At 68.4% G+C, this 22840-nt stretch carries 22 protein-coding genes; 8 read left to right on the forward strand and 14 right to left on the reverse strand.

From position 1 onward, the window contains the following. Window positions 1-3: 3 nt before the first annotated feature. The 4 genes from IEY58_RS03045 to IEY58_RS03060 all read right to left on the reverse strand — a co-directional run bounded on the left by IEY58_RS03045 (window position 4) and on the right by IEY58_RS03060 (window position 3554). Entirely contained in the window at window positions 4-765 is a 762-nt protein-coding gene (locus tag IEY58_RS03045) for a short-chain dehydrogenase/reductase (protein WP_189042271.1), read from the reverse strand. Between the two features lie 6 nt (window positions 766-771). Beyond that, entirely contained in the window at window positions 772-2262 is a 1491-nt protein-coding gene (locus IEY58_RS03050; protein ID WP_229743450.1) for an MFS transporter, read from the reverse strand. Window positions 2263-2324: 62 nt separating this feature from the next. Next, window positions 2325-2939, reverse strand: a complete 615-nt coding sequence (locus tag IEY58_RS03055) for a TetR/AcrR family transcriptional regulator (protein WP_189042272.1) — start codon at window positions 2937-2939, stop codon at window positions 2325-2327. 99 nt (window positions 2940-3038) lie between these two features. Beyond that, complete coding sequence (locus IEY58_RS03060) at window positions 3039-3554, reverse strand: adenine phosphoribosyltransferase (RefSeq protein WP_189042274.1); 516 nt, start codon at window positions 3552-3554, stop codon at window positions 3039-3041. 158 nt (window positions 3555-3712) lie between these two features. Here IEY58_RS03060 and IEY58_RS03065 point away from each other — a divergent pair, with 158 nt between their 5' ends. The 6 genes from IEY58_RS03065 to IEY58_RS03090 all read left to right on the forward strand — a co-directional run bounded on the left by IEY58_RS03065 (window position 3713) and on the right by IEY58_RS03090 (window position 9762). After that, on the forward strand, window positions 3713-4873 hold the full coding sequence (locus tag IEY58_RS03065; RefSeq protein ID WP_189042276.1) for an ABC transporter permease: 1161 nt from the start codon (window positions 3713-3715) through the stop codon (window positions 4871-4873). A 6-nt stretch (window positions 4874-4879) separates the two neighbouring features. After that, window positions 4880-5668, forward strand: a complete 789-nt coding sequence (locus tag IEY58_RS03070) for an ABC transporter ATP-binding protein (protein ID WP_189042279.1) — start codon at window positions 4880-4882, stop codon at window positions 5666-5668. Between the two features lie 30 nt (window positions 5669-5698). Continuing rightward, on the forward strand, window positions 5699-6640 hold the full coding sequence (locus tag IEY58_RS03075; RefSeq protein WP_189042281.1) for an MlaD family protein: 942 nt from the start codon (window positions 5699-5701) through the stop codon (window positions 6638-6640). Further along, window positions 6637-7272: an ABC-type transport auxiliary lipoprotein family protein gene (locus IEY58_RS03080; RefSeq protein ID WP_189042283.1), complete on the forward strand. Its 636-nt coding sequence runs from the start codon at window positions 6637-6639 to the stop codon at window positions 7270-7272. Before IEY58_RS03075 ends, IEY58_RS03080 begins: the two co-directional genes overlap by 4 nt. A 419-nt stretch (window positions 7273-7691) precedes the next feature. Then, the gene (locus IEY58_RS03085; RefSeq protein ID WP_189042285.1) at window positions 7692-8471 is read left to right on the forward strand and encodes a DUF6969 family protein; all 780 of its coding nucleotides are present in this window, start codon (window positions 7692-7694) and stop codon (window positions 8469-8471) included. A gap of 169 nt (window positions 8472-8640) precedes the next feature. Next, window positions 8641-9762 (forward strand): DUF2336 domain-containing protein, encoded by a 1122-nt coding sequence (locus IEY58_RS03090; protein ID WP_189042287.1) that lies wholly within the window; start codon window positions 8641-8643, stop codon window positions 9760-9762. 134 nt (window positions 9763-9896) lie between these two features. On the opposite strand, the gene IEY58_RS03095 is transcribed toward IEY58_RS03090, so the two are convergent. Further along, entirely contained in the window at window positions 9897-10673 is a 777-nt protein-coding gene (locus IEY58_RS03095; protein ID WP_189042289.1) for an IclR family transcriptional regulator domain-containing protein, read from the reverse strand. Window positions 10674-10848: 175 nt separating this feature from the next. Then, a complete protein-coding gene (locus IEY58_RS03100; RefSeq protein ID WP_189042291.1) occupies window positions 10849-11943 on the reverse strand; it encodes an alpha/beta fold hydrolase in 1095 nt (364 codons plus the stop codon). Between the two features lie 161 nt (window positions 11944-12104). Here IEY58_RS03100 and IEY58_RS03105 point away from each other — a divergent pair, with 161 nt between their 5' ends. Beyond that, the gene (locus IEY58_RS03105; protein WP_189042293.1) at window positions 12105-12368 is read left to right on the forward strand and encodes a hypothetical protein; all 264 of its coding nucleotides are present in this window, start codon (window positions 12105-12107) and stop codon (window positions 12366-12368) included. A gap of 58 nt (window positions 12369-12426) precedes the next feature. Here the strand turns inward: IEY58_RS03105 and IEY58_RS34565 are convergent, their stop codons facing one another. Beyond that, window positions 12427-12558: a hypothetical protein gene (locus IEY58_RS34565; protein WP_268237546.1), complete on the reverse strand. Its 132-nt coding sequence runs from the start codon at window positions 12556-12558 to the stop codon at window positions 12427-12429. Window positions 12559-12651: 93 nt separating this feature from the next. Here IEY58_RS34565 and IEY58_RS03110 point away from each other — a divergent pair, with 93 nt between their 5' ends. Further along, window positions 12652-12912 carry a SemiSWEET family sugar transporter gene (locus tag IEY58_RS03110; protein WP_189042295.1) on the forward strand — a complete coding sequence of 87 codons (261 nt, stop codon included), beginning with the start codon at window positions 12652-12654 and terminating at the stop codon, window positions 12910-12912. A gap of 37 nt (window positions 12913-12949) precedes the next feature. Here IEY58_RS03110 and IEY58_RS03115 read toward each other — a convergent pair whose 3' ends face one another. The 7 genes from IEY58_RS03115 to IEY58_RS03145 form a co-directional block, all read right to left on the reverse strand. Then, the gene (locus tag IEY58_RS03115; RefSeq protein ID WP_189042297.1) at window positions 12950-15868 is read right to left on the reverse strand and encodes an HD domain-containing phosphohydrolase; all 2919 of its coding nucleotides are present in this window, start codon (window positions 15866-15868) and stop codon (window positions 12950-12952) included. Between the two features lie 187 nt (window positions 15869-16055). Then, window positions 16056-17495, reverse strand: coding sequence for an aldehyde dehydrogenase family protein (locus IEY58_RS03120; RefSeq protein WP_189042299.1), 1440 nt, complete (start codon window positions 17493-17495; stop codon window positions 16056-16058). A gap of 152 nt (window positions 17496-17647) precedes the next feature. After that, window positions 17648-19279 (reverse strand): NTP transferase domain-containing protein, encoded by a 1632-nt coding sequence (locus IEY58_RS03125; protein WP_189042301.1) that lies wholly within the window; start codon window positions 19277-19279, stop codon window positions 17648-17650. Beyond that, window positions 19276-19998 (reverse strand): XdhC family protein, encoded by a 723-nt coding sequence (locus tag IEY58_RS03130; protein WP_189042303.1) that lies wholly within the window; start codon window positions 19996-19998, stop codon window positions 19276-19278. The genes IEY58_RS03125 and IEY58_RS03130 overlap by 4 nt, the downstream gene beginning before the upstream one ends. Beyond that, window positions 19995-20315 (reverse strand): XdhC family protein, encoded by a 321-nt coding sequence (locus tag IEY58_RS03135; RefSeq protein WP_189042305.1) that lies wholly within the window; start codon window positions 20313-20315, stop codon window positions 19995-19997. Before IEY58_RS03135 ends, IEY58_RS03130 begins: the two co-directional genes overlap by 4 nt. A gap of 10 nt (window positions 20316-20325) precedes the next feature. Further along, window positions 20326-21579 carry a vWA domain-containing protein gene (locus IEY58_RS03140; protein WP_229743451.1) on the reverse strand — a complete coding sequence of 418 codons (1254 nt, stop codon included), beginning with the start codon at window positions 21577-21579 and terminating at the stop codon, window positions 20326-20328. Then, window positions 21579-22532 carry an AAA family ATPase gene (locus IEY58_RS03145; RefSeq protein WP_189042307.1) on the reverse strand — a complete coding sequence of 318 codons (954 nt, stop codon included), beginning with the start codon at window positions 22530-22532 and terminating at the stop codon, window positions 21579-21581. The genes IEY58_RS03140 and IEY58_RS03145 overlap by 1 nt, the downstream gene beginning before the upstream one ends. Window positions 22533-22840 lie beyond the last annotated feature (308 nt).

A 22840-nucleotide genomic window follows, 5' to 3' on the forward strand; every position in this document is an offset into this window, starting at 1 on the left:
CCGTCACCCCGGCCCGCCGTCGATGGTCAGGATCGTGCCGTTGGTGTAGGCGGAGCGTGGTGAGGCGAGGAAGGCGACGGCGCTTGCGATTTCCTCGGGCGTCGCGGCACGGCCGAACGGCATGGTCTTGTAGAATTCCTGCCAGCGCGTCTCGTCGCCCAGTTCCTGCCGGGCGCGGGCCTTCAGCAGCATCTGGTTGCGCTCGGTCGCGACCGGGCCCGGGTTGATGCCGACGACACGCATGCCGTCCTTGGATGCTGCCTTGCCGAGCGACCGGGTGAACGCCATGAGCGCCGCGTTGCCGGTGCTGCCGGCAATATAGTTCGGGTTGAACGCTTCGCCGGCCGAGCCGATCACGTTCACCACCACGCCCTGGCGTTCTTTGAGGACCGGATAGAGCGCGCGCGTCAGGCTGATGAAGCCGAACACCTTCAGGTCCCAGGCCGTGCGCCAGGTGTCGTTATCGACGGAAGCGAGATTGCCGGGCGGAATGGCGCCCGCGTTGTTGACGAGCAGGTTGATCGGCCCGGCCTCTGCCGCGACCCGCTCGACCTCGGCCTGGGATGCGAGGTCGGCGGCGATGGTGCGGACCGCGACCTGGTGCCGGGCGCGGGCGAGGTCGGCGGCGGTCGCGAGCGCGGCCGGGTCGCGGGCGACCAGGACCAGATCGCAGCCTTCCTCGGCGAGCAACAGGGCGGTAGCGCGGCCGATGCCCTTGGAGGCGCCGGTCACGAGCGCGCGTTTGCCCGAGAGATGCAGGTCCATGGTCGATTACTCCGCAGCGGGGCAGGCCACGCGCCGGCGCTGGCCGAGGCCGGCGGCGAGCAGGGCGCCCACGAGATGGCAGGCAGCGATGGCAAGGAGCGTGAGCGAGAAGGCGTGGGCCACCGACTGGGCGTCGGTGCGGGTGCCGAGTGCAGCATAGAACAGGCCGCCCAGCACGGCGACCCCGATGGCGGCGCTCACCTGCAACGTCGAGTTGACAATGCCGCCGACGAGGCCCGCCCGGTGCGGTTCGACCCGCTCGACGATCACGCGCACCATGGTCGGGATCGACAGACCCATGCCAAGGCCGATGACCAGCAGCGCCGGCGCGATCAGTGCCAGCGGCGGCACCATGCCGGCCGGCGCCGACCGCACGACGAGCGAGGTCGCGACGAGGCCGGTGGCCGAGAGCAGGAAGCCCAGCGAGGAGGACAGCGGGCCGAACCAGCGGCCGACCATCGGGCTCGCGGTCGAGCCGGTGAGGAAGCCGGCCGAGAACGGCAGGATGGCGAGGCCGGCCTGCAGCGCCGTCATGTCGAGCGCCGACTGCAGATAGATCGAGTAGGTCAGGAAGAACGCCGCCAGCGCATAGAGCGTCAGGATCGCGCCCAGGCCGCGCAGCAGGCCCGGAGACTGGAACACCTCGATCGCGACCAGCGGGGCGCCGCCGGCCTTCGCCAGCCGGATCTCATAGCGCCGGAACAGTTCGACGAACACCGGCGTCGTCACCAGCATGGCGATCGACCACCAGGGCCAGCCGCGCTCGCGCCCCTCGATGAGCGGCAGCACGAAGACGGTCAGCGCTATGGCCGACAGCACGACGCCGCCCCAGTCGAGGCGCGGGCGATGGCCGCCGCGGGTCTCGCGCAGCAGCGGAATGGCGGCCGCGAAGGCGACGACGGCGACCGGCAGGTTGATGAGGAAGACGAGGCGCCAGCCGAGCCCGTCCAGATCGGCCGCGACCAGCGCGCCGCCCAGGAGCTGGCCCGCGATCGAGGACAGGCCGAGTGTCACGCCATAGATGCTGAGCGCGCGGCCGCGCTCGTGGGCCGGAAAGAGCGCGTGGACCGAGGCCAGCGCCTGCGGTGCCATGGCGGCGGCGGCCAGTGCCTGCAGCAGGCGTGCGAAGATGAGCGTCGCGGGCGACCAGGCGAGCCCGCAGAAGGCGGAGGCGAGCGCGAAACCCGCGAGGCCGGCGAGGAACACCGCCTTGCGCCCGAAGATGTCGCCCAGGCGCCCGCCGGTGATCAGGAACACGGCATAGACGATGGCATAGCCGGAAATGACCAGCTGCACGTCGGACGCGGTGGCGCCGAGCCCGCTCGTGATCGACGGCATGGCGACATTGACAATGAAGAAGTCGAGCGGCGCCAGGAAGGCGCCGGTCAGCAGGATGACGAGCGCCGCCCAGCGATGGGGATCGGGCGCCGTCTCCCGGGTCGCTGGCTCCAGGGGCGCCATCGGCTCGCGTGGCGCGGGTCGGGCCGCGATGGACATGGTCGGTATCCTTCCAATTTATGGAATGATTAGTTCCAAATTAGCCAAAGGCAGTCCAGGTATCAGTCCAGGCTGCGCATTGCCTGGTCGACGATATCGATCAGGTCCTGCTCGCTCGGGCCGGTCCGGCCCAGGACGCGCAGGCCCTGCATCGTGCAGTGCAGATGGCGTGCGATCGCGCGCTCGTCATAGTGATGGGGAATTTCGCCCGCAGCCTGTCCGCGGATGATCGCCGCGGCGAACAGGTCTCGGGTCCGGCGAAACAGCCGATCGATGGCGGCAGAGACTTCCGCATCGTCCGGCACCATTTCCATAGCGGCCCCGGTCACGATGCAGCCTTGCCGGCCCTGGTCGGCGGAACGCCTGGCGTAGCCGAGCAAAGCCTCGCGAATCGCCGCACGCGCCGAGCCTGGCGCGCTCAGCGCGTCGCTGATCCGCTGCAGCGAAGCGGCCGTGTAATGGTCGAGCGCCGCCAGGAACAGGGTGCGCTTGTCGTGGAACGCCTTGTACAGGCTGCCGCGGGCGAGACCCGTGCCTTCGGTCAGGTCCTGGACCGAGGTGCCGTGATAGCCGTGCGCCCGGAACACTTCGATGGCGTCGCGCACGGCCTCGTCGATGTCGAACTCCCGTGGCCGGCCGGGGCCGGCACGATCGGGAAGGGGGGTGACATTGGTCATGCGCTAAGTATGGAAACGATCGGTTCCGATTTCAAGGGCAGACCCCGATCGTTGATGCTGCCTATGGCGAAGCTCGGCGCTGAGGCTCAGCGCCGCGCCTTACTCGTCGTAAGACACGATCGAATGGACCGGCACGTCGATTCGCTGCCGGCCGCCGAGGAAATTGAGCTCGATGATGCAGGCGGCGGCCACGACCTCGCCGCCGACCTTGCGGCAGAGATCGATCGCGGCGTTGAGCGTACCGCCGGTCGCGAGCAGGTCGTCGAGCACGACCACGCGCTGGCCGGGCCGGATCGCGTCGGTCTGGATCTCGATCGTGTCGCTGCCGTATTCGAGATCATAGGTATAGGGCACCGTCGGGCCGGGCAGCTTGCCGTGCTTGCGCACCATGACGAAGCCGCAGCCGAGTGCCAACGCCAGCGGGGCCGCGACCAGGAAGCCACGCGATTCGATGCCGACCAGAATGTCCGGATGGGTGGGGGCGATGGTGTCGGCCAGCTGGCGGACGGTCTCACGCCAGGCGCCGGCATGCGCCAGCAGGGTCGAGATGTCGTAGAACAGGATGCCGGGTTTCGGGAAGTCCGGCACGTGGCGGATGTGGTCCTTGATGTCCATCGCTCTCACATTCGGTCGGAGGCACATTCGGTCGGGGGCACGGTCGAGCGTGCGGCGCACTCTAACCCGTCCTTTGCGTTGGCAAAGGGTTTTTCCGCGCATCAAGCTGTTGCGGTTCTGGCTTCGGCCGCGGCGCGTCGTGTAAAGTCCGCGCCGACATGGCTGCACTGCAAGACGTCGACCTTTCCGCTTCCCCCGCCCGGCTCGCGACCGAGCGGCGGTCGGATGCATTCATCGTGCGGGCGTCGGGCGCCTGGGTGCTTGGGGCGGCCGAGCGGCATGACGAGCCGCTGCGCAAACTCGCCTTCACCGGTGTGCCGCGGCTCGAGATCGATTGCGCCGGGCTCGAGCGGCTCGACACGACCGGCGCCTGGCTCCTGATGCGGACCAAGCGCATGGCCGAGATGGCCGGCGCCCAGGTCGCTTGGCGTGCCGTGCCCGACGCGTTCCAGCCGCTGATCAGCACGATCGACCACGAATGCCGGCGCCCGCCGGTCGAGCATCCCGACCAAGCGAGCCTGAGGTTCTTCCTCGAGCGGCTCGGCCGCGCGCAGATGGCGTTCTTCGCCCAGGCCGTCTCGCTCTTGGGCTTCATCGGCATGGTCGCGACCGAGACGGTGGCGACCGTGTTCAACCCGCGCCGCCTGCGGGTGCCGGCGCTCGTGCACCAGATGGAGGAGGTCGGCCTCAACGCCCTGCCGATCGTCGGGCTGCTGTCGTTCCTCTTGGGTATCGTCTTCGCGTTCCAGGGTGCCGACCAGCTGCGCCGCTTCGGCGCCGAGATCTTCACGGTCAATCTGCTCGGCATCTCGATCCTGCGCGAGATCGGCGCGATCATGACGGCGATTATCGTCGCCGGCCGTTCCGGCAGCTCGTTCACCGCCCAGATCGGCACCATGAAGGTGAACGAGGAGATCGACGCGCTCTACACGCTCGGCATGAACCCGGTCGAGGTGCTGGTTCTGCCACGCATGCTGGCGCTGGTGCTGACCCTGCCACTTCTGACCGTCTATGCGAACATCATCGGCATCCTGGGCGGCGCGCTCATGTGCCAGTTCGACCTCGGCATTACGTTCCCTGCCTTCCTGCGCCAGCTGCAGGGGGCCGTCGGCACCGGCTGGACCTTCTGGATCGGCATCATCAAGGCGCCGATCTTCGCCTTCCTGATCGCCACGGTCGGCTGCTATGAAGGGTTGCAGGTCGAGCGCAACGCGGCGAGTGTCGGCATGCTGACAACGCGCTCGGTCGTCGAATCGATTTTCCTGGTGATCGTCGCCGATGCGCTGTTCTCGATCCTGTTCTCGCTGCTCGAGGTCTGAGGCCCGATGAGCACAGAGGCCGCGGCCGGCCAATTCGGTCCTCCCGTGATCCGGGTCGAAAACCTCGTTACCCGCGTCGGCGGCCGGGTGCTGCACGACGGGCTCGATCTCGAGCTCCGGCGCGGCGAGGTCGTGGGCGTCGTCGGCGGCTCCGGCACCGGCAAATCCGTGCTGCTCCGGACCATCATCGGCCTGAACCGCCACGTGGGCGGCCGGATCGAGGTGCTGGGCCAGGACGTCGGCCGCCTAAACGAACGTGAGCTGAGGCAATTGCAGACGCGCTGGGGCGTGCTGTTCCAGGACGGCGCGCTGTTCAGCGCCCAGACCGTGGCGCAGAACATCCAGGTGCCGATGCGCGAGCATACCGACCTCGCGCCGGCGCTGATGGACGAGCTCGCCGCGGTCAAGCTCGCCATGGCCGGCCTGCCGGCCGATGCGGCGATGAAATTTCCGTCCGAGCTCTCGGGCGGCATGCGCAAGCGGGCCGGGCTCGCCCGCGCGCTGGCGCTCGACCCCGAGATCCTGTTCCTCGACGAGCCCACGGCCGGGCTCGACCCGATCTCCGCCGCCCAGTTCGACACGCTGGTGCGCGACCTGCAGAAGAGCCTCAACCTGACGGTCTTCATGGTGACCCACGACATCGATACGCTGCGTGCCACCACCGATCGGATCGCGGTGCTGGTCGACAAGAAGATCAAGGTCGGCACGTTCGATACGCTGGTCCATGATCCGCACCCGTGGATCCAGCAATATTTCAGCGGCGTGCGTGGGCGCGCCGCGCTCGCCGCGTCCTGACGCGAAAAGAGGGGATCGGAGCCTCCGCCGATGGAAACAAAAGCCAACTATGTTGCGGTTGGGGCCTTCGTGCTCGCCATCATCGTGGTGCTGTTCGTCTCGGTCCTGTGGGTCGCGCGCGTACAGTTCCGCGAGGAATTCCACCGCTACGAGACGTTCGTCCAGGGGCCGGTGACCGGCCTCGGCGTCGGTGCCGCCGTGCGGCTGAATGGCATCGAAGTGGGCCGCGTGTCCGACATCGCCTTCGATCCGGACAATTCGCTGCAGGTCCAGGTCGGCCTCAAAATCAAGGACGGCACGCCGATCAAGGAAGACTCGGTCGTCTCGCTGGAGACGCAGGGCTTCACCGGCGTGTCCTACGTCGAGATCACCGGCGGCGGCCAGGCGTCGCCGCTGCTTGTCGCCAAGCCCGGCCATCACTACCCGATCATCAAGTCGCGGCCGTCGGCCTTGCAACAGGTGTTCGAGAACGCGCCTGATGTGATGGCGCAGCTTGTCGTCATCGCCGACCGCGTGACGATGCTGCTCGACGACAAGAACCGGCAGGCGATCGCCGACACGCTGCAGAACGTCGCCAAGATCTCGGGCGCTGTCGCCGACCGCCAGGGCGATATCCAGACGACGCTTTCCGAGAGTGCCAAGGCCGTTGCCAACCTCAACCGGACGCTAACCGAGCTCCAGGCGACGCTCGGCAAGGTCGACGGGCTCTCCGACCGGGCGGGCCTCGCGATGGACAGCGCCAACGACGCCGTGAAAAAGCTCGAGCAGCTGTCGAATTCGCTCAACGCCGTGGTCACCGACACGCGGCCGCAGGTGCGCGACTTCGCCAACGTCGGGCTGCCGCAGCTGACCCAGCTCCTGTCCGAGATCCGCACCCTGGTCGCGAGCCTGACCAAGGTGTCGAACGAGCTCGAGCGCGATCCGCAACGCTTCCTGTTCGGCGACCGCCGCGAGGGGTTCAATCCGCGATGATGAAAGCTACGATCCGCACCCTCGCCCTTGCGGCCGCGGTTGGCCTCGCCGGCTGTTCAGCCCTTACTTCGGCGCCGCCATCGCTCTATGTGCTGCAGCCGAAGACGACCTATGACACCGATCTGCCGATGGTGAACTATCAGCTCGTGGTCTCGGTGCCGGACGCGCCGCAGAGCCTCGACAGCGCGCGCATCGCGCTCGCGCGCAGCCCGACCACGATCGACTATTTCGCGAACTCCGCCTGGACCGATCGCGCGCCGGTCATGGTGCAGGAACTGCTGGTCCAATCCTTCGAGAACACGCACAAGATCGTCTCGGTCGGCCGCGATACCAGCGGGCTCAGGGCCGACTACGTGCTCTTGACCGATCTCCGGGACTTCGAGGCGCGCTATTACGAAGGCACCGACAAGCCGCCGCAGGTGCGCGTGCGGCTTGCGGCCAAGCTCATCAAGATGCCGGAGCGCGAGATCATCGGCGGGCTCGACGCGGTCAAAGTGTCCGATGCCGAGCGCAACGATATTACCAGCATCGTGAACGCATTCGGCGAGGCGACCGGCAACGCCATGAAGGCGATCGTGCAATGGACGCTGCGCACCGCACCGCCGACCAGTCAGGTCCCAGGCAAGCTGTGAGCTTCCCGTTGTGCGTTCCCGAGCCGCGGGTGCCTGAGGCGCGGATGCCCGAGTCGCGGATGCCCGAGTCGCATGCGGCGGGTGCTGCCGCGCGGCGGCGCCCGGAAGCGGCCCTCACTCCGTCCTGCGACCCGACCGAAGCATCCTCCGGCGACCGGTTGGAATCACTATGCTTTGTCTGAAATCGATGCGGCCGCGGCTCGAGCGTACCTCGAGCGCGTCCGCCGGCCTTTGGGGCGTTGCCGCAACTTCCGCTTGGCGGATGGCCCCCGGCACCGAATAATGCGGGCCGCGCGGAAGGGAAGGGCCGCAAAGGCCGCCCGTGCGTGGTCTCACGCTCGTCGTGAGGCAGCCATGGCCGGCTTCCGGGCATTCGGATCGCCGGGCGCGCAGCATCTTGCAACCGATGTGACGACGGCATGATTGCACCGAACGCCGCCCCGATTGCCGCTGCCCCCGTTTCGGTGGGCTCGCTTGGCGCTGCCGAGGCGGCGGCCGAGTATCTCGCGGTGATGGGCGCATTGGCCGATGCGCGGATCGGGCCGCTCGAGATCCTGGCGGGCGGTGTCCCGCCCGAGCCTGGCCCGCATTATCCGGCCGGCGAGGTCTGGGACCAGGTCACCCACGCGCAGTATTTCTTCCATGCCCATGCCGACGGTGACCGCCATCCGGGCGAGGTCGGGCATTTCCACACGTTCCTCGGCCAAGGCGGCATGCCGCGCGGCCTGGTCCCGCTCGTGCTGCCGGAAATGGCGCTGGCGCCGCTCAAGCTGCCGGTGAAGGAGAAGGGCGGCGTGTCGATGACCCATCGCTCGGCGCGCGATCGCGGCGTGTTCAGCCATTTGATCGGCATCAGCGTCGATGCGGCGGGCGTGCCCTTGGCGCTCTTCACGACCAATCGCTGGGTGACGGGCGAGACCTGGTATCGGGCCGAGGACGTGATCCGCCTGCTCGACCGCTTCGCCTTCGCCGAGGCCGGGCCGACCGCGTTGGTCGATCGCTGGCTGGTCGCGGTGCTGCGCCTGCTGCGCCGCCCGGTCGTCGAGCTGATCGAAGCGCGCGACGCCGTGATGATGGATTGGCGGCGCCGGCGCAGCCGGCAGAGCCACGTCTTCGACGACCGACGACTAGAAGTGATGTCAGAACGTCCGATCGACTTCGCCGCGGCCCTGGCCGAGGCGCGAGCGCAAGTCGCCTGACAGCGCGCGGTTGTAATCCGACATGCGAGGGACCGAAGCTAACGAGACATTAAGGCTTTGGAGCTGAAGCTATTCTAGGGCGGTTTTAAAATGCCGCACCTACGCGAGGCCGGTTCAGCTACACTGGCTCAGTGTACTGGCGCGTCGGCGGAGGGGTGCAGGAACGACTATGAGCGAAGGTCTGAGCCAGGAAGACGTCGCGGCACTTCTGAACGACGTTTCCGCGCCGGAAGCGGCGGCGGGACGGCTGGGCGCCAAGGTCGCCGAGGGCACGCTGACCGAGGCCGAGCGGCAGGTGGCCGAACAAGTGCTCCGCGTCATGCTCGACGGTGCCGCGATCCAGGTCCGCAAAGTCCTGTCCGAAACGCTGAAGGACAGCCAGTTCCTGCCGCACGACATCGCGGTGTCGCTCGCCAATGACGTCGAGTCCGTCGCGATCCCGGTGCTGCAATTCTCCAGGGTCCTGAGCGATGAGGACCTGATCGCGATCGTGCGCGCCGGCACGCCGTCGAAGCAGATCGCCATCGCCGGCCGCCCGGAAGTCTCGATGGCGGTGGCCGGCGAGCTGATCCAGACGGACAACAACCTTGCCGTGGCAACGCTCGTCGGCAATCCGGGTGCCAAGCTCGACGATACGCTGATGGAGCGCGCGGTGACGCGGTTCGGTTCGGACGAGCGCGTGACGCAGGAACTGTCGAAACGCCCGAACCTGCCGCTGTCGGTCGCGGAGCGGCTGGTGCATTTCACGGTCGAGAGCCTCAGAGCCTATATCGCGAAGCGCACCGACCTGCCTGAAGCGGTCATCACCCAGATCGTGCTGAAGACGCGCGAGCAGGTGACGGTCGACCTGCGCTCGGCCCACTTCCCGGCCGAGGAGGCGCTCGAGCTGGTGCAGCACCTGCACGCCGCGAAACGGCTCACCCCCTCGCTCATCCTGCGGGCGCTCTGCGTCGGCGACGTCAGTTTGTTCGAGGCGGCCATGTCGCAGCTGGCCGGCATTGCCGTCCATAATGCGCGGCTCCTGATCCATGACGCGGGCCAGTTGGGATTCAAGTCGCTCTATGACCGGACCGGCCTGCCGCAGAACTATTTCCCGGCCTTCCGGGTCGCAACCCAGGTCGCGCACGAGACGGCGCTCGACGGCAGCGCCTACGACCGCGAGCGCTACCGCCGCCAGATGATCGAACGGATTCTGACGCAGTTTGAAGAAATGGGTACCGATGACCTGGATTACCTGTTGATCCGGCTCGAGGACCCGACGCCCGAGCCGCCGACCCGCCACAGGCAATAGGGCACTTAGCCCGCCTTCCTCCGATCCCGCTTCAACTGAGCAAAAAGACAATTATGCGCCAACGGCTTGGCGCCTGATGCTCATACGTCCGGGACTTCCTCGACCCTGAAATAGACCGGCCGGCCACGTGCCCGTCATCCCTGCAGGTGCAGCGCGGGGGTCAGGCGTTCGCAGGTTTCGATCAGCGCGGGCAGGTGCTCCGTCCGCATCGTGTCGGCGTCGAGGCGGGTCGCGCGGGCGCTGGTGACGAGTGCTGCCACGACCTGGCCCGAGCGGTTGCGCAGCGGGACGCCGAGCGCGATCAGGCCGGGTTCGAGCTCGCGGTCGACCAAGGCCCAGCCCTGGGCCGCGACCGTCTCCAGCTCTGCCATCAGCCGCGCGGGATCGGTCAGCGTGAACGGCGTATAGGCGGGGAGGTCGGCTTGGCTGAGCCGCGCCGCACGCTCGTCGGGCGGCAGGGCCGACAGCAGCACGCGCCCCATCGCGGTGTGAAACGCCGGCAGGCGGGCGCCGACGCCGAACGAGACCGCGACCGTCTCCGTCCGTCCCGCGCGCGCCACATGCACGACCTCGATGCCGTCGAGCATGCCGGCGGCGCAGGTGGCCCTGAGCCGGCTCGACACGTCGCGCAGCGCCGGCTGGATCACGTCCCAGATCGGCATCGACGACAGGAAGGCGTAGCCGAGCTCCAGAATGCGCGGGCGCAGCGAATAGAGCCGCCCATCGACGCCGACGTAGCCGAGTTCGACGAGCGTGTGCAGGAAGCGTCGGACCACGGCGCGCGACAGGCCGGTGCGCTTGGCGACGTCGCTCATGCTGAGCTGCGGTGTGTCCGCGCCGAAAGCGCGGATGACCGCGAGGCCCCGCGCAAGTGAATGGACAAAGTCGGCGTCGGAATCTGCTTGTGACACGAAAGTTCCTTAGGGTAAGGTGTTCGCAACTAGAACATAAGTTCGCGCAGCGAACAATTCCCGGTTCGGGGAACGGGAGGCAACGCCTGACGCTTTGCGATCGGGTGTTCGGGATCCGGAACGCATCGAACGGCGGCGATGAAAATCGCCGCCGTTCTTTTTGGGGCAGGTGCTGTTACTTCAGCAGATCGACCAGGGCGCCTTTCCACACGGCGGCGAGCGCCAGGGTCTGGTGGCCCCGGGTCTGCGGCGAGGCGGGAACCAGCACATATCGCCCGGCCTTGAGGCGGCGCATCGCCACTTCCATCGCGCCAAGCTCGGCCGGGTTCAGCAGATCGTCGGCGAAATTGACCGCGGTTAGCGGCACCTCGATCTTTTCCAGATCGGCCGAGGGGTCGTAGTCGTAGGACGATTCGAACCAGTAGAGATAGTCGTTGGCGTCCGTGCCCTTGGTGTAGTCGGCGACCCACTGGTCATAGAGCTGGGTCGCCCGGGTCCGGCTGGGGGCCGCCTGCTGCAGGAACGCCGCGTTGTTGACCATGATGTTGAAGATGGGCAGCGCGTGGACGAAGCCCGTCGGCTCCTTGACATAATCGCCGCCATGCCAGGCCGGATCGTTGCGGATCGCCTCGACGATCAATTGCCGCCACAGCATGTTGCGGCCGGCGATCGGCACCGGCTGTGCGGCGATCGGCATCAGCGCATCCATGAAGGCCGGATGCCGCTCGCCCCAGAGCCAGGTCTGCATGCCGCCCATGGAGGTGCCGAGCACGAGCCGCAGGTGCTTGATGCCGAGCCCTTCGGTCGCCAGCCGATACTGGCCCTCGACCGCGTCGAGATAGCCGTAGTGCGGGAAATGCCCCTTGAGCCCGTCCGACGGCTTGCTCGAGCCGCCATGGCCGATCGCGTCCGGCAGGATGATGAAATATTTCGCCGCATCGAGCGGCTGGCCGGGGCCGAACAGCTCGCCCGCGAGCGAGGGCGCGAGGAAGTTCGTCCCGGCTCCTGTCGTGCCGTGCAGCAGCATGACCGCATTGGTGATGGCACCCTCGGCATCGCGCGCGGCCGTGCCGAGCGTCGTGTAGTGGAAGCGCGCATTCGCCAGGTGCTCGCCGTTTGCGAGCGCGAAATCGGCGATTGTGAAGTCGCCTTCCCGCTGGTTCGGATAGGCCGTGTCGGCCAGCGCCGGGCTTGCCGCCAGGAAGGCGAGGAGTGCTGCCGCGAACCGCCGGATCGGGTGGCGGATTGGGCGGCGGGGCAGGGGCGTCATGCGGCAAGGTCCCTTTTCGAAATGGGTAGTCCGCCGGCGAATCTAGCGAAACTTTTGGTAGATCGCAGATGGAAACCCGCGGGTGCCCTTCCGTTTGTGGCGGCGGCTGCTTATGCTAGCGGGAGGTGCGTTTCCGGAGCGGTGCTGCGATGCGGGTGGGAATGATCGGGGCGGTTGGCGTGGCGGCACTTCTCGGGCTCGGCGGGTGCAGCAGCACGCCTGAGGACTTCACCGTCACCGGCGTGATCGCGAACCCGGGGGCGAGCCAATTCGCCAATACCGACCCGGCCGTCGACGCGGTGCTGGCAAAGCAGATCTGCGCCGACGGTTACGAGAAGCTCGACGAGCAGTCGGTCCCGGCCGACAAAGGCAGCTTCGACAAATGGAAGCTGCGCTGCACCCAGTACCATGTGAGGCTGTTCTAGGCGCGCGGACGCCGGTCAGTCTGGACGCCGGCCAATCTGGGCGCAATCTGGGCGCCGGTCAGTCGTTGAGCGTGACCAGCAGGCCGGCGCCGATCATCACCCCGAAGAATGGTAGGCCGACGGTGATTTCCCCGAGCGCGGCGGCGACAACGCTGGCGGAAATGGTGAGCCAGCCGATGAGCTTCTTCATGAACGGTCCCCTACGGCATGAGAACGGTGCGTTGGTCTCACAACGAGGGGCGGCAGGACTTATTCCGCCGACCGGCGAAAATAGGGCATTTTTGTGACTGAGGACGCGGTCGAACTGCTGGGATTAGTCGCCGGTCTCCTTACGACGGCGAGTTTCCTGCCGCAGGTGGTGAAGGTGCTGCGCGAGAAGAACACCGCCGGCATCTCGCTCGGCATGTATGCCGCTTTCACGGTCGGCGTGGCCCTCTGGCTCGTCTACGGGCTCTTGCTCGGGCGCCCGGCGATCATCGTGCCGAACCTGGTGACGCTGCTGCTCGCCGGTCTCGTCCTCGTCCTCAAGCTGCGCCACGGCTGAGTGGGGCAGGGCTGGGTCCCGCAGGGCTGAGCCCAAGTCACGCGGCAGCGCGCGGCTCGCGGTAGCGGCCGAGTTCGATCTCATCGACCTGTTCGGGCACCAGGAAACGCTCGGCATAGTCGCGATAGATGCCGGCCGACAGGAAAAGCTCGAAGACGTCCCGGTCTATGTGCCCGTCGTCGCGCATGCGGGCCAGGATGGCGAGCGCTTCCGACAGGCGCATCCGCCGCTTGTAGGGCCGGTCGCCGGCGGTCAGCGCCTCGAACACGTCGGCGACCGCCAGGATGCGCGCGAGCAGGCTCATCCGGTCGCCCGTGAGCCGGCGCGGATAGCCGGTGCCGTCGATCCGCTCGTGATGGCCGCCGGCGATCTCGACCGCGTTCCGGAGATGTCGCGGCAGCGGCAGGCTCGACAACATGCGGATCGTGTCGATCACATGCTGGTTGATCTTGAACCGTTCCTCGGCCGTGAGCGTGCCGCGCTCGATCGACAGATTATAGATCTCGCCTCGATCATAGAGCCGCTCCGGCACCGCCATGCGGATGCCCCAGGGGTTGTCCAACTGGAACCGGTCGCGCTCGGGCCGCTCGATGAGATGGTCGGGCCGATCGGCGAGCAGCGGCTCCTCAACCGGCAGTGTCGGCGGCGGCACGCGGTCCTTGCGCGCGCTCTCGTCGAACGACAGGCCGATCCGGTCGTCGAGCGTCCGGGTCCAGCGCCGCTCTGCGATGCGGCGGATGCGGGCGATCCGCTCCGGCCCCATCCCTTCGCCGCCGTTGTTGCAGGCGGCGATGAAGGCAAACTCCTCGTCGAGCGTCGCCCAGGTCTCTGCCAATGCTGCCAGGCGCTCCGTCCGGTCGGCGCCGTCGGCGATCGCGCGCCAGCAGGCGACCTCGGCCTCGCGCTTCACGACCTCGAAGCGCGTGCGGATCTCGTGCAACCGGTCGTAGATCGTCTCGAGCTTGGTCGCCTTGTCGACGACATACTCGGGTGTGAGGATCTTGCCGCAATCATGCAGCCAAGCGGCGAGATGCAGCTCCTCCCACTGCGTTTCGGTCAGCGCGAAGTCGGCGAACGGCCCGTCGCGCGCCTCGACCGCCGCCTTGGTGATCATGGCGGCCAGTTGGGGCACGCGCTGGCAGTGCTGTGCGGTATAGGGGCTCTTGGCGTCGATGGCGCTGGCGACCAGCTCAATCACTGCGCCCAGCAGCTGCTTCTGCTCCTCGTTGAGGCGCCGGGTCTCGATCGCGACCGCGACATTGCCCGAGACGGCTTCGACCAGCGCCAGGACATCGTCCTCGGCTGCCTCGGCAAAGCTCGACGGTTCCTGGAACAGCACCAGCACGCCGGCAAGCCCGTCGCGCCGGTCGCGCAGCGGGATCGCCAAGACCAGCAGCGGCGCGTCGCAGGCAAGATCGGGGTGCCAGCGCGCGAGCTCGGCCGGCGTCATCGTCAGCTTCAGGCTCCGGCCCGCGGCGCCGCGCATCGCCGGATGCTCGGCATCCGCGATCGGATGGAGGTCAGGCTGGGCGAGCGGCTGCTCGTCGAACGCCGCCACGGCGCGGGTCAGCCGTCCGTCCGGTTCGGCGAGGTAGACGGCGCCGCCGCGCGCCGCCGCGACCCGCGCCGTCTCCGCGAGGATGCGTTCCAAGAGCCGATCGAACCGCCGCTCGCCGGCGAGCGCTGTGCCGATCTCGATGAACTGCCGGATCGTGGCGCGCATCGCCGCCATGGCATCGGCCAGCTGGTCGATCTCGGCGACCGACGAGCGGCGCGCCTTGGTCCGTCCGAAGTCGAGGCGCTTGATCGCTTCGGCGTCGCGGGTCAGCGCGCGGAGCGGCCGTGCGGCCAGCTGCGAGACGAGGATGGTGAGGGGGATCAGCGGGATAAGGATCGCGAGGCCGACCGCGAGGCCGAAGTTACGCGCCCGCCGGGTCTGGAGCAGCAGCTCGGCCTGCGGCATGGCCATGGCGAAATAAAGCGGTTCACCCGGGAGGTCGAAACGCGACACGTAGCTGCGCCACGGCCGGTCGGCAATCGACAGAGTATGGTTACCAAGTGTGTCGTCATGAATGGCCCCAGCGAGTGCCGCCAGCGCGGGGCGGTCGGCATCGGCGGCGCGCGGCAGGCGTGCCGTGCCGTTCGGATCGATCTTGACCGCGAGCGGCCCGGCCGCGTCCGCCAGGATCTCGCCGGCGCCGTTCACGACGGTGATCTCCGCGGTCTTGGACGGGCGGACGCGGCGGAGCGCCTCGCCAAGCGCATCCAAGGTGACGTCGACAGCAGCCACGGCCTTGCCGTCGCCTGAGCGCCTGGCGAAGGTGGCTCCTACCTCGTGCGTCGTATAGAACACGTACGGCGCTACCGTCTGAATGTCGCGGTGGCCCTCAGCGGCCTGGTACCAGGGCCGGGTGCGCGGATCGAAGTCATAGTCTGGCGCCGGCAGCTGGCCGAGCGGCCATCCGCCGCCGCTGAAGAACAGCACCGAGCCCTCGACCGCGCCGGCTGCGTTCCGGGCCCGGCTCTGCACCAGGAAGGCGGTCGCGGGCGGTGCTGGGATGTGGGTGAGCGCCTCGGCGTGCTCGGCATCGACCCGGCGCACCAGGAAGAACTCGCCGGTCGCATAGCCGACGTAGACGGCCGAGAGCGAGGGATCGGCGCGCAGCGTTGCGAGCACGAACGGCATGCTCTTCACCCGGTCGTCCAACGTCTCCGCATCGACGAGCTGCGTCGATGCGAGCAGGTCGGTCGTGAGCATCGCCCGGTCGTAGATGACCTCGACCGCGCCGCGCGTCTCCTCTCCGATGTGCTGGAACAGTGTGGACGCGTCGGTGAGCGCAATTGCCTTGGTCTGGCGGTATTCGACCAGAATGATCGCGCCGACGCCGATGATCAGCACGACCAGGAACAGCGAACCGAAATAGACGTAGAGGGGAATTTTCAGCCGCGACACCATCGTCCGCTCCGTTTCGCCTAGAGCCCGGCGATCGACGCGGCAGGGGCCCTCAAGGTCCGTCAATAACGGCGGTCGTCGTCCACCCGGTTACTTTATCACAACGCGGGGTTCATGACGATTTATGTAGCGCAATCGACGGGGAGCGGTAGTCGCGAGGGCAACGGCCCTCGCGACTCCTTGGTACTGGCTACAGCGCCTGGTTCACGTAGGCGGTCTTGACCTGGGTATAGAACTCGGCGGCGTAGCGGCCCTGTTCGCGCGGGCCGTAGCTCGAGCCCTTCCGGCCGCCGAACGGCACGTGATAGTCGACGCCGGCAGTCGGCAGGTTGACCATGACCATGCCGGTCTCGACGTTGCGGCGATAATGTGCCGCATGCTTGAGGCTGGTCGTGCAGATGCCGGCGCAGAGGCCGAACGGCGTGTCGTTGGCGAGCGTCAGCGCCTCGTCATAGTTCTTGGCGCGGATGACGGACGCGACCGGTCCGAAGATCTCCTCGCGGCTGATGCGCATCTGGTTCGTCGCCTCGGCGAAGATCGCCGGCGACAGGTAGAAGCCGGGGGTTGCCCGCTGCAGCCGCTCGCCGCCCGTCACCAGGCGGGCGCCTTCCTGCTGCCCGATCTCGACATATTTCAGGTCCTGGTCGAGCTGGCTCTGGTCGACGACCGGGCCGATCGTCGTGCCCTGCTTGCGCGCGTCGTCGACGACTTGGCGGCCGACCGCCTCGGAGAGCGCGCCCACGAACTTGTCGTAGATACCGTCCTCGACGATGAGGCGCGAGGAGGCGGTGCAGCGCTGGCCGGTCGAGAAGAAGGCGCCGTCGAGCGAGACGCGCACGGCCAGGTCCAGATCGGCGTCGTTCAAGACGACCATCGGGTTCTTGCCGCCCATTTCGAGCTGCACCTTGGCGCCGCGGGCGGCCGCCTCGGCCAGGATGCCGCGGCCGGTCGGCACCGAGCCGGTGAAGCTGATGCCGTCGATCCGCTGGTCCTTGACGAGGGCCGCGCCCACGACCGAGCCGCGGCCCATCACCAGGTTGAACACGCCGGCCGGCACGCCGGCACGGTGCAGGATGTCGGCGAGCGCCCAGGCCGAGCCCGGCACCAGCTCCGCCGGCTTCATGACGACGCAATTGCCGAAGGCCAACGCCGGCGCGATCTTCCAGGCCGGAATGGCGATCGGGAAGTTCCACGGCGTGATCATGCCGACGACGCCCAAGGGCTCGCGGGTGATCTCGACGTCGATGCCGGGCCGGATCGAGCCCAGGCGCTCGCCCTGGATGCGCAGCACTTCGCCGGCGAAGAACTTGAAGATCTGGCCGGCGCGGCCGACCTCGCCCATGCCCTCGGCCAAGGTCTTGCCTTCCTCGCGCGCGAGCAGGTTGCCGAGCTCCTCGCGCCGGGCCAGGATCTCGGTACCGGCCTTGTCGAGGATGTCGGCGCGCTGCTGCACCGTCGTGCGCGCCCAGGCGGGGAACGCCTGGCGGGCGGCCGCAATCGCGTCCTCGACCTGGGCCGCCGACGCCCGATCGTACTCGCCGATCACGTCGTTCGTGTCGGACGGGTTGATGTTGCGCGAGGCCTCGGGGCCGCGCACCCACTCGCCGGCGATGAGGTTGGCGTAGGTCATTGGTCGTCCTCTCCCTTTGATGCACCCGTCTCGATCGTGCCGGGCATTGTCGCTCGATGGCGGAACGCGATTAACTCATACTATAGCGCGCGGCACTCGCTCAGTCGCCGCACATCAGCCACCCGGTTTCGACGAGGCGGGGTGCCGCGAGACTAGCGCTCCGCCCGCCAGGCGGCGAGGGCGGCGGGCGTGTCCAGGTCGATCAGCACGCCGTCGTCCGGCGCCTCGATCTCGGTCAGGAATTCCCCATAGTTGGCGATCAGGTGCTTGGCACCAGTATCGCCGCTCAAGCCCATCAGTTCATCGAAGAACCGGCGCGCCCATAGCACCGGGTTGCCGCGCCGGCCGCCGCGCACTGGCGCCAGGATCGCGCGGCCCTCGACCGGGCTGAAGCCGGCGATCAGCCGGTCGATCAGGCCGGCGGAGACGTCCGGCATGTCACCGAGGCAGACGACGGCACCGTCGGCATCCTCCGGCACGGCGGAGAGGCCGGCCTTGAGCGAGCCGGACAGGCCGTCCGCATAGTCCGGATTATGGGCGAAGCGCACGTCGAGCCCGTCAAGGGCCGAGCGCACCGCGTCCTGTTGATGGCCGGTCACGACGATCACGGGGCGGGCGGCCGAGGCGAGTGCCACCTCGACCGCATGGCGCACCATGGGCTTGCCGTCGAGCAGGATCAGCAGCTTGTTGTCCGGCCCCATGCGGCGGGACTGGCCGGCGGCGAGCACGAGGGCGGCGATGCGCGGCCGGCGCGGCACGGCCTCGGCCGCGGTGCCGATCTCGGCACGCGGTAGCGGGCGGCTCGGGATCTCGGCCAAGAGCCCGCCGGCGCCGAGGCCGGTGATCTCGGTCCGTCCGACCGGCAGGTCGGCGAACAGCCGCTGCAGCACCCAGTCGACGCCGTTCAGCTTCGGCGAGCGGGCGCAGCCGGGCAGGCCCAGCACCGGCATCTCGCCGAGCCGGCCCATCAGCAGCAGGTTGCCCGGGTCGACCGGCATGCCGAAATGCTCGATCCGGCCGCCGGCCGCGACCACGCCGGCCGGAATGACGTCGCGCCGGTCGATGATCGCCGAGGCGCCGACGACCAGCACCAGTTCGGCTCCCTCCGCCTGCGCCTGATCCAACGCTTCGGCGACGGCGCTTGAATCGTGAGCGACGCGGCGCTCTGTCGCGAGCGGGCTGCCGAACGCGGCGAGCCGGCGGCGCGTCACTTCGACGGTCTTGTCGAGCACGCTCGGCTTGACGCTCGGCAGCACGGTCTGGATGAGCGCCACCGGGCGCGGCCGGAAGCGGGCGAGGCCGAGCGGCGGACGGTTGCCTGTGACGGCGATCCGTTCCCAGGCGGCGACGGCGGCCTCAGGGGCGGCGAACGGGATGATCTTGACGGTCGCGACCATCTGGCCGGGCTCGACGGGGGCGAGCGGCGGCAGGGTCGCGATCGTGAGCGCCTCGTCGACCCGGTTCAACCGGTCGATCTCGTCCCGGTCGAGCGTCAGCAGGCCATGGTCGTCGGCGAACAGGTTGACGCGGCCGGTGAAGGCGGCGCCGGCGGAGAGGCCGGGGCCGAACAGCCGCGCGGCCGCCCGGGTCGCCGCCCGGTCCTCGGCCACGTCGTCCACCTCCAGGATCGCGGCCACGACCTCCGCGACACCCGCGGCCTCGAGCGCCGCGAGATCGTCCGTGTCCAGCACGCGGCCCTTCTTCAAGCGGCGCTCGCCGGCCGTGACCGCATGGGCGAGCACGGCGCCCAGCGCCTTGGGGGTCGGGACGGGCCCGAAGATCATGCGGCCTTGTCCTCTTTCGTTTTGATCCGGTCGCGGCGCAGCACGGCGGTGATCTCGGCCAGGATCGAAACGGCGATCTCGCCCGGGGTGAGCGCGCCGATGTCGAGCCCGACCGGCCCGTGGATGCGGGCGAAGGCCGTGGCATCGAACCCGGCGGTGGCCAGGCGCTCGGCCCGCTTCGCATGGGTCCGGCGCGAGCCCAGCGCGCCGATGTAGAAGGCGTCGGACTTGAGCGCCGCCTGCAGCGCCGGATCGTCGATCTTGGGGTCGTGGGTGAGGGTCACGATCGCCGTGCGCTTGTCCGGCTTCAGCGCCGGCAGCACCTCGTCGGGCCAGTCGGTCGCTAGCGTGACACCAGGGAAACGCTCCTCGGAGGCAAACGCGCTGCGCGGATCGATGATGGTCACGGCATAGCCGGTCTCGACCGCCATGCGGGCCAGCGTCTGGGCGATATGGACGGCGCCGACCACGACGAGGCGCATCGGCGGGTTCCAGACCTCGATGAACAGCGGCCCGGCCGGGCCGTCGATCGTCTGGCTCTTGTCCTCGATTACGGCGCGGTTGATCGCGGCGCGCGCCTCGTTGTCGAGCGCCAGGTCGCCCTCGGCGATGCCGTCGCCGAGCAGCAGCTGCGCGCCGGTCTTGATGTCGGTCACGAGCACCGTCGTGCGCCCGGCGTGCTGCTCGGCGAGCCGGCGTTCGAGCAGGGTGATCTTCAAGACAGCCGCTCCACGAAGATCTGCACCTTGCCGCCGCAGGCGAGGCCGACGTCCCAGGCCTGCTCGTCGGTAACGCCGAAATCGAGCAGCTTCGGCGTGCCAGTGCGGATCGTGTCGAGCGCGCTCTCGACGACGGCGCCCTCGACGCAGCCGCCCGAGACCGAGCCGATGAAGCGGCCCTGGTCGTCGACCGCGAGCTTGGATCCCACCGGGCGGGGCGACGAGCCCCAGGTGGTGACGACGGTCGCGAGCGCCACGCCGCGCCCGGCCCGGTGCCATAGGGCGGCTTCGCTCAGGATCTGGTCGGTATCGCTCATGGGATCTCCTTCAGGCGGCGGAGGCGGTGGGCGAGCGCCATTCGGTCGCCGCTTCGAGCCGGCGGCCAGCAGGGCGGCTCAGCGCCTCGATCAGGTGGCCGAGACTCTCGAGATTATGCACGGGGCGGAACTCGTCGACATGCGGCAGGATGGCTTTCATGCCCAGCGATTTGGGTTCGAAGGCATCGTAGCGCAACAACGGATTGAGCCAGATCAGCCGTCGGCAGGATTTGTGCAGCCGTTCCATGACCGGCCCGAGGCCGGCGCCGGCCGCCCGGTCGAGCCCGTCGGAGATGAACAGCACGACGGCGCCCTGGCCCAGCACCCGGCGCGACCAGCGGCGATTGAACTCGGCCAGGCACTCGCCGATGCGCGTGCCGCCCGACCAGTCGTCGACGGCGCCGGTCACCCGGTCGACCGCCACATCGATGTCCTTGGCGCGCAAGTAGCGCGTGACGTTGGTGAGGCGCGTGCCGAACAGGAATGTGTGCACCCGCTCGCGGTCGTTCGTCACCGCGTGCATGAAATGCAGGAACACCCGGCTGTAGCGGCTCATGGAGCCGGAGATGTCGCACAGGATGACGAGCGGCGGGTGGTTGGTCTTGATGCGCCGGCGCCTGAGCGGAATCGTCCCGGCGCCATTCCTGAGCGCGGCCCTGAGCGTCGCGCGCATGTCGACGCGCGGTCCCGCGGGATCGGCCGTGAAGCGGCGCGTCGGCACTTCCAGGAGCGGCAGGCGCAGCCGGGCGAGCGCCGCCTTCGCCTGGTTGAGCTCCTCGGTCGACATCTGCTCGAAGTCCGTCTTCTGCAGCAGCTCGCGCTCGGAGAAGGTCAAGGTCGCGTCGAGCTCGAGCCGCTCCTCCTGCTCCTGTTCGCGGCCCTGGCCGTCGGATCCGTGCAACGCCTCGGCCAGGCGCTTCATCATCTCGACCTGCGGCTCGCCCGTGTCCATGCGCGTCTGCGGCAGGACCATGGCGAGCGCCTTTTCCAGGATGCGCGGGTTGCGCCAGAAAATGTGGAACGCCTGGTCGAACAGCTCGCGCTGGTCGCGCCGGTTGACGAACACGGCGTGGAGCGCCCAGTAGAAGTCGGCACGGTTGCGGAGCCCGACCGCGCGCACGGCCTCGACCGCGGCCAAGAGCCGGCCCGGCCCGACCGGCAGGCCGGCCGCGCGCAAGGTGCGGGCGAAATACATGAGGTTGGGGAGCAGGCGCCCGCCTTGCCCCTCGGGCATGCCCTCTGGAATGCCGGCTGGCCGGGCCATCAGTGCGCCGTCTGGCCGCCCAACTCGGCCTTGACCTGGTCCAGGAGCCGCTGGGCCTCGCTGCCCTGCAGGCGCTGGATGTCGTCCTGGTACTTGAGGATGACGCCCAGCGTGTCGTTGATCGCCTCCGGTGTCAGGGCGAGCGCGTCCAATTGCATCAGCGCCTCGGCCCAGTCGATCGTCTCGGCCACACCCGGCTGCTTGAACAGGTCCATCTTGCGCAGGCCCTGGACGAAGCCCACGACCTCTTGCGACAGGGCGGGGCCGGCCTCGGGCGCCTTGACCTTGAGGATCTCGAGCTCGCGCGCCGCACTCGGGTAATCGACCCAGTGGTAGAAGCAGCGGCGCTTCAGCGCGTCGTGGATCTCGCGCGTGCGGTTGGACGTGATGATGACGATCGGCGGCTCGGCCGCCTTGATCGTGCCGATCTCGGGGATGGTCACCTGGAAGTCCGACAGCACTTCGAGGAGATAGGCCTCGAACGGCTCGTCCGTGCGATCGAGCTCATCGATCAGCAGCACCGGGGCACCGCCCACGCCGGGCTCGAGCGCCTGCAGCAGCGGCCGCTTGATGAGGAAGCGCTCGTCGAAAATGTCGCGCTCGATCTCCTCGCGGCTGGCACTGCCGGCCTCGGCGAGGCGGATCTCCAGCATCTGCCGCGCGTAGTTCCACTCATAGACCGCCGAGCCGATGTCGAGCCCCTCGTAGCATTGCAGGCGGATCAAGCGCCGGCCGAGGCCGCTCGCCAGCACCTTGGCGATCTCGGTCTTGCCGACGCCGGCCTCGCCCTCGAGGAACAGCGGGCGGCCAAGCTTCAGCGACAGGAATACGGCGGTCGCGAGGCTGCGATCGGCGACATAGCGCTGGCCGGCGAGCAGTGCCGTCGCTGCGTCGACCGAGGCGGGCAGGGCGGAGGCAGCCAATGTAGGAGCGGGCGAGGAGGAAGCTTGCATGGACGAGAGCTTTTCCGGGAATAGAGGAGGGCGGCGGATCGTCTTCATGAGTATGGGCCGGCGGGTCGGCAATTTCGACCCCCGGCCGCGCAGGACTGTGTTCGCGGGACTGGGCTCGGCGCTGTTACATGCTGAAACCAAATGCCGCGGTCGGGGACATCGTCGCGAAATTCGGGCGCACCATATTAGTGGATGATTGCGCCCGCGCGCGCGTTCTCGCGCCGGCAAGAAACGGCTGGGGATAGCGGAACCGGCGCTGGCGTATGATTTGGGCGTATGATCGTCATCAAAGCGTCTTTGATCCGCGG

Origin of the sequence: Aliidongia dinghuensis, from assembly GCF_014643535.1 — a bacterium.
Classification (GTDB): domain Bacteria; phylum Pseudomonadota; class Alphaproteobacteria; order ATCC43930; family CGMCC-115725; genus Aliidongia; species Aliidongia dinghuensis.